This is a genomic window from Blastomonas sp. (assembly GCF_041747255.1).
Classification (GTDB): Bacteria; Pseudomonadota; Alphaproteobacteria; order Sphingomonadales; family Sphingomonadaceae; genus Blastomonas.
Map to the genome: position 1 here is coordinate 1 of NZ_JBGTFM010000172.1, position 6,724 is coordinate 6,724.

A 6,724-nucleotide genomic window follows, 5' to 3' on the forward strand; every position below is an offset into this window, starting at 1 on the left:
ACCGGCAAGCGCACCGAGGGTATCTATTTTGCCGGGTTCTTCTTTATGCAAAAATGCGTCGGCGGGCTGGGCATATTGGTCTCCTCGCTGATCCTGACCTCCACCGGTTTTCCTGATGGCGCGCAGCCCGGCGCGGTAGAGGACGATGTGCTGGACCGTCTGGCCGTCACCTTCGCAATCATCACCGCCATTATCGGTGCTGCCTGCGCCTATATGTTCACTCGCTTCCCGCTGGGGCGCGCCGATCATGAGGCGCGTCTTGCCGAAATCGCCACCCGCTAATTTTTTCCATTTATGAAAGGACGTTTTTCCCATGGATTTTGACCTTACCGAACGCCAGACCTATTGGCGCGACCGTGTCCGCGCGTTCATTGAAAGCAACGTCCGCCCGCGGATGAAGGATTATTACGCCCAGCAGGCCGAGGGCAGCCGCTGGAAAGTACTGCCGGTGATCGAGGAGGAAAAAGCGCGCGCCAAGGCCGCGGGCATCTGGAACCTGTTCATGCCGCCATCCAACCCCAATCTCACCCACATCGACGACAGCTTCGAGTTTGAGGGGCCGGGCCTCACCAACCTTGAATATGCGCTGTGTGCTGAAGAAATGGGCCGCATCGAGATGGCGAGCGAGGTGTTCAACTGCTCGGCGCCTGACACCGGCAATATGGAGGTGTTCCATCGCTATGGCACGCGCGAGCACAAGGAACAGTGGCTGAAACCGCTGATGAACGGCGAAATTCGCTCGGCCTTTCTGATGACCGAACCGCAGGTCGCGTCATCCGATGCCACCAACATCGAAACCTCGATCCGGCGCGAGGGCGATGAGTATGTCATCAACGGCCGCAAATGGTGGTCGTCGGGCGCCGGCGATCCGCGCTGCAAGATCGCCATCGTCATGGGCAAGACCAATTTTGAGGCGCAGCGCCATGCCCAGCAATCAATGGTGCTGATGCCGCTCGATGCGCCGGGCGTCACCATCCTGCGTCATCTGCCGGTGTTCGGCTATGACGATGCGCCGCATGGGCACATGGACATCGAACTGAAGGACGTGCGCATCCCGGCAAGCAATTTGCTGCTTGGCGAAGGGCGCGGCTTTGAGATCGCGCAGGGGCGCTTGGGGCCGGGCCGCATCCACCACTGCATGCGCACGATTGGTGTGGCCGAAGAGGCGCTCGCCAAAATGGCGCGGCGGCTGCAGACGCGTGTCGCGTTCGGCAAGCGCATTTCGGAGCACAGCATCTGGGAGCAGCGCCTCGCCGAGGCGCGCATTGACATCGAGATGACCCGGCTGCTCTGCCTGAAAGCCGCCGACATGATGGACAAGGTCGGCAACAAATACGCCAAGGCCGAGATCGCAATGATCAAGGTTGCTGCCCCCCGCATGGCACTCAAGATCATCGATGATGCAATCCAAGCGCATGGCGGCGCCGGGGTCAGCGAAGACTTCGGTCTGGCCAAAGCCTATGCCCATATGCGCACATTGCGGCTGGCCGACGGCCCCGATGAGGTCCACAACCGCACCATCGCACGCATCGAACTGGGCCGGCACGGTGTGAATGACGATCATGGCGCGTTGAGCTCAGGCGATCTGGGCGTGGCGCGCTGACCTTACCCTCTCCCTTTACGGGAGAGGGACAGCTTCGCGCAGCGAAGCAGGGAGAGGGCGGGGAGCACGACCGGTGCAACCCCTCCCCCTCTCCAACGTCGATTGGAGAATACAATGAAAGCTGCCGTCTGTTTTGAGCCCGGCACGCCGCTGGAAATCCGCGAAGTCATCGTCGACACGCCCGGCCCGCGCGAGGTGTTGATCCGCACCGTCGCCACCGGGGTGTGCCGGTCTGATCTGCACTTCGTCGATGGCAGCTACCCGCACCCCCTACCCTTCATCCCCGGCCATGAGGCAGCAGGAATCGTCGAGGCGGTCGGCGATGGCGTGACGATGGTCAAGGTCGGCGACGCTGTCGTCACCTGCCTCAGCGCGTTTTGCGGCCATTGCGAATTCTGTGTCACCGGGCAAATGGCGCTGTGCATGGGCGGCGATACGCGCCGCTCGCCCGATCAGCCGCCGCGCCTTCGCCTCGGAGATGGTCCCGTCCACCAGATGCTGAACCTCTCGGCTTATGCAGAGATGATGCTGGTGCATGAACACGCCTGCGTGGCCATCAACCCCGAAATGCCGCTCGACCGCGCTTGCGTGATCGGCTGCGCGGTAACGACCGGCGCAGGCGCGGTGTTCAACGCCGCCAATCTGGTGCCGGGAGAGACGGTCGCGGTCGTCGGCTGCGGCGGGGTGGGCCTTGCCGCTATCAATGCCGCCAAAATAGCAGGCGCCGGACGGATCATCGCGATCGATCCGGTGCCGGAAAAGCGCGCACTCGCACACAAACTGGGGGCGACCGATATGGTCGACTCAGGATTGGAAAGCGCCGCTGCCGATGTCATTGAAATGACCAGGGGCGGGGTACACCATGCCATTGAGGCGGTAGGACGCCCGGTCTCGGGCGCGATGGCGGTGAAGGTGCTGCGGCGCGGCGGCACGGCCACGATTCTTGGCATGATGCCGCTCGCCGAAAAGGTTAGCCTGGGCGCGATGGAATTGCTGCAGGGCAAAAAACTGCAGGGCGCGCTGATGGGCAACAACCGCTTCCCGGTCGAAATCCCCCGCCTTGTCGATTTCTACATGCGCGGGCTGCTCGATCTTGACACGATCATTGCCGAACGCATGCCACTCGCTCGGATCAACGATGCCTTTGATGCCTTGCGCGTTGGCGATTCCGCGCGCTCGGTCATCACCTACGATTGAATGGCGAAAGACTAGAGACATGGAACAGATTGACGCGCAGGCGACAATGACCGGCACGATGGAGGTGCCTGAGAAGGACCGGCTCGATGAGGCAAAGCTCACCATCTGGTTCGAACAGAATGTAGAGGGATTTGTAGGTCCTTTAAGTTTTTCGAAGTTCAAGGGCGGCCAGTCCAACCCTACCTACAAGGTCACCACGCCGGGCGCATCCTATGTGCTGCGGCGCAAGCCGTTTGGCCCGCTGCTGCCCTCTGCCCATGCAGTCGACCGCGAATATCGGGTGCAGGCCGCGCTTTATGATCAGGGCTTTTCGGTCTCGCGCCAGTTTGGGCTGTGCGAAGATGACAGCGTTGCCGGGTCGATGTTCTACGTCATGGGGTTCACCGCTGGCGACAGCTACTGGGACGGCACCCTGCCCGGCAAGACCTCCCAGCAGCGCACCCAGATCTACAACGCGATGATCGATACGCTGGCCAAGCTGCACAGCTATGACCCCGCCGCCATCGGGCTGGAAAGCTATGGCAAGCCCGGCAATTATTGCGCGCGGCAGATCGCGCGCTGGTCAAAGCAATATCGCCTGTCAGAGACTGAGACGATCCCTGAAATGGACCAGCTGATCGATTGGCTGGAAAAAACCGTGCCCGAGCAGCGCGGCTTCGGCATCGCGCACGGCGACTATCGCATCGACAACATGATTTTCGATCCCGATGAGTCGCAAGTGCTTGCGGTGCTTGATTGGGAACTGTCGACGCTGGGCGATCCGATTGCCGATCTGTCCTATTTCCTGATGAGCTGGATTCAGCCCGCCGAAGGGCGCAACGGCCTGCTGGACGTCGATTTCAAAGGCTTGGGAATTCCGACCATGGATGAGGCGCTGGCCCGCTATGTCGAAAAGGCCGGTCTCACCGATGTGCCCGATATGGACTGGTATCTCGCCTATAACCAGTTCCGCATCGCTGCGATCTTGCAGGGCATCAAGAAGCGCGTCATCGATGGCACCGCATCAAGCGCCCAGGCTGAACAGATGGCGCAGCGCGTTATTCCGCTGGCGACGGCGGCGTGGGATTATGCGAAAAAAGCGGGTGCCAAATGAGCGGATCGCCGTTTGATTTGACCGGCAGGGTCGCAATCATCACCGGGTCATCGCGGGGCATCGGCCGCGCGACAGCGGAGCAGATGGCAGCGCACGGCGCGAAGGTCGCCATCTCCAGCCGCAAGCAAGACGCCTGTGACGCGGTTGCGGCTGAACTGAACGCCCGGCAAGGCGCAGGCACGGCAATTGCGGTGGCGGCCAACATCTCCAGCAAGGATGACCTGCAGAACCTGGTCACCCGTACCCGCGAGGACCTTGGCCCGATTGACATCCTGGTCTGCAACGCGGCGTCGAACCCCTATTACGGGCCGATGAGCGGCATCGCCGACGACCAGTTCCGCAAGATCATGGACAACAACATCTTGTCCAATCACTGGATCATCCAGATGGTGCTGCCCGATATGCGCGAGCGCAAGGCCGGGGCAATCATCATCATATCGTCGATTGGCGGACTGCAGGGCAGCAAGAGCATTGGCGTCTACAACATCTCCAAGGCTGCCGATTTCCAACTCGCGCGCAATCTGGCAGCGGAACTGGGCAACGACAACATCCGCGTCAATTGCATCGCGCCGGGGCTGATCCAGACCGACATGGCCCGCGCCCTTTGGGAGAACCCCAAGCTGATGGACTATATCGCGCGCGTAACCCCACTGGGCCGGATCGGCCAGCCGAATGAAATCGCAGGTGCTGCGGTGTTTCTCGCATCGGACGCATCGACCTATATCACCGGCCAGTCCATCGTCATCGATGGCGGCACCACCATCGCATCAGCGCTTTAAGCGCGCACGGCATCAGGAGAGACCCATGGACCTTGAAGGCAAGATCGCCATCGTCACCGGCGCAGGCAGCGGCATTGGCAGGGCTACGGCCTTGCTGTTTGCACAGCACGGCGCAAAGGTCATCGCCGCCGATATCACCGGCAAGCAGGACGAGACCGCTGCGGAAAATCCGGCAGCGATCACGGCGGTGAAAGCCGATGCGGGGAGCGAAGCCGACGTGCAAATGCTCGTCGCCAAGGCACTGGAACTGCACGGCAGCCTGCAGGTGTTTTATGCCAATGCTGGTATCTCCGGCGGGATGGAGGGCATTTTCGACCAGTCCGTGGAGGAATGGGAACGCATCCTGCGGATCAATCTCATCGGACCGTTTCTGGCGATCAAGCACGGCGGCAAGGCGATGGCCGATGGCGGCAAGGGCGGTTCGATCATCTGCACAGCTTCGGTCGCGGGGCTTCGCTCTGGCGCGGGCGGCCCGGCGTATACAGCGAGCAAGGCTGGCGTGATCAATCTCGTGCGGATCGGCGCGCAGCAGCTGACCGGCAGCAGCGTACGCTGCAACGCGATCTGCCCCGGCCTGATCGAGACCGGCATGACCGAATTCATCTACAACAAGGCGCGCGAACGCGGCTTTGAGGATAAGATCGGTCAGCTCAACCCATTGCAGCGCGGCGGCATACCCAACGAGATTGCTGAGGCGGCGCTGTTCCTCGCGTCGGACCGGTCAAGCTACGTCAACGGCCATGCATTGGTCGTCGACGGTGGCCTATCTGCCTCACACCCTTATGCGCGGCAGAAATTCGGCCAGACCGCATCCTGACCCTCCAAGCATTGATGGAATGAAACGCATGTCGCTGACCCTATCCGATCCCACTGAACTTGGCTTTGACGCGCGCCTGCTTGATCGCATCCCGGCGCATATCAAGGCCAAGTATCTTGATACCGGACGCCTGCCTCATGCTGCGCTGCTGATTGGACGCGGCGATGAGGTGGTGCATCTCTCGCTGCAGGGAGAGGCACGCGCCGGGCAGTCACTGGCCGAGGACGCGATCTTTCGCATCGCCAGCATGACCAAGCCGATCACCTCGATTGTGTTGATGCAACTGGTTGAGGAAGGCAAGATTGCGCTGGCCGATCCGGTGCACCGGGTGATTCCAGAATGGAAAAACCTTGGCGTGTTCGTTTCGGGCGGAGGCGCCCAGCCGTTCGTCACCCGGCCCACGACGCAGCCGATGCGGATGATTGATCTGCTGCGACACACATCGGGACTGACTTATGGCTTTCAGGAGCGCACCGCGATTGACGCGGCTTATCGCAAGCACAAGCTCGAAGCCTTTGCCGGGCCAGAGCTTGAGGATTTCATCAAGGTGCTCGCCGAAATTCCGCTGCAGTTCGATCCCGGCACCGCCTGGAACTATTCGGTTTCCACCGATGTGCTCGGCGCGATCATCCAGCGCATTGAGAACAAACCGCTCGACGTAGTTTTCGCCGAACGGCTGACCGGGCCGCTGGGGATGAACGACACGCAGTTTCGCATCCCGCAAGACAAGCTCGACCGGGTGCCCGATTGCTACGTTTTCGATGCGGCGGCGAAGATGAAACTCTACGATTCGGGTGCCAGCAGCGCCTGGGGCAAGCCCATGCCGCAGCTGTCGGGCGGCGGCGGGATGTCTTCCACGCTCACCGACTATCACCGCTTCTGCCGGATGCTGCTCAATGGCGGCACGCTCGATGGTGTGCGCATCATCGGGCGCAAGACGCTTGATCTGATGACCGCCAACCACTTGCCCGGCGGCGGCGACCTTACCCAGCACAGCAAGGCCCTCTTCAGCGAGGCGGAGAACGCCGGCGCAGGCTTTGGTCTGGGCTTTGCGACCACCATCGACAATGCCGCTACCGGCGTTCACGGGTCGAACGGTGATTTCTATTGGGGCGGCATGTTCTCCACCGCCTTTTTCGTCGATCCGGTCGAAGATGTCATCATGATCTTCATGACCCAGCTCATGCCCTCCAGCACCTATCCCATCCGCCGCGAGATCAAGACGATGCTCTACG

At 61.4% G+C, this 6,724-nt stretch carries 7 protein-coding genes; all 7 read left to right on the forward strand.

All coding sequences use genetic code 11. The features are described from left to right. The coding region (locus ACEW8G_RS06165; protein ID WP_373487562.1) for an MFS transporter at nucleotides 1-282 on the forward strand (282 nt) is incomplete at its 5' end. A 31-nt stretch (nucleotides 283-313) separates the two neighbouring features. Then, complete coding sequence (locus tag ACEW8G_RS06170; protein ID WP_373487563.1) at nucleotides 314-1,603, forward strand: acyl-CoA dehydrogenase family protein; 1,290 nt, start codon at nucleotides 314-316, stop codon at nucleotides 1,601-1,603. Nucleotides 1,604-1,717: 114 nt separating this feature from the next. After that, complete coding sequence (locus tag ACEW8G_RS06175) at nucleotides 1,718-2,800, forward strand: Zn-dependent alcohol dehydrogenase (protein ID WP_373487564.1); 1,083 nt, start codon at nucleotides 1,718-1,720, stop codon at nucleotides 2,798-2,800. A 19-nt stretch (nucleotides 2,801-2,819) separates the two neighbouring features. Further along, nucleotides 2,820-3,893 (forward strand): phosphotransferase family protein, encoded by a 1,074-nt coding sequence (locus ACEW8G_RS06180; protein WP_373487565.1) that lies wholly within the window; start codon nucleotides 2,820-2,822, stop codon nucleotides 3,891-3,893. After that, complete coding sequence (locus ACEW8G_RS06185; protein WP_373487566.1) at nucleotides 3,890-4,672, forward strand: SDR family NAD(P)-dependent oxidoreductase; 783 nt, start codon at nucleotides 3,890-3,892, stop codon at nucleotides 4,670-4,672. Before ACEW8G_RS06180 ends, ACEW8G_RS06185 begins: the two co-directional genes overlap by 4 nt. Nucleotides 4,673-4,697: 25 nt before the next feature. Beyond that, on the forward strand, nucleotides 4,698-5,489 hold the full coding sequence (locus ACEW8G_RS06190) for an SDR family NAD(P)-dependent oxidoreductase (protein ID WP_373487567.1): 792 nt from the start codon (nucleotides 4,698-4,700) through the stop codon (nucleotides 5,487-5,489). A 28-nt stretch (nucleotides 5,490-5,517) separates the two neighbouring features. Then, nucleotides 5,518-6,724: serine hydrolase domain-containing protein (locus ACEW8G_RS06195; protein ID WP_373487568.1), on the forward strand; the 1,207-nt coding region annotated here is incomplete at its 3' end.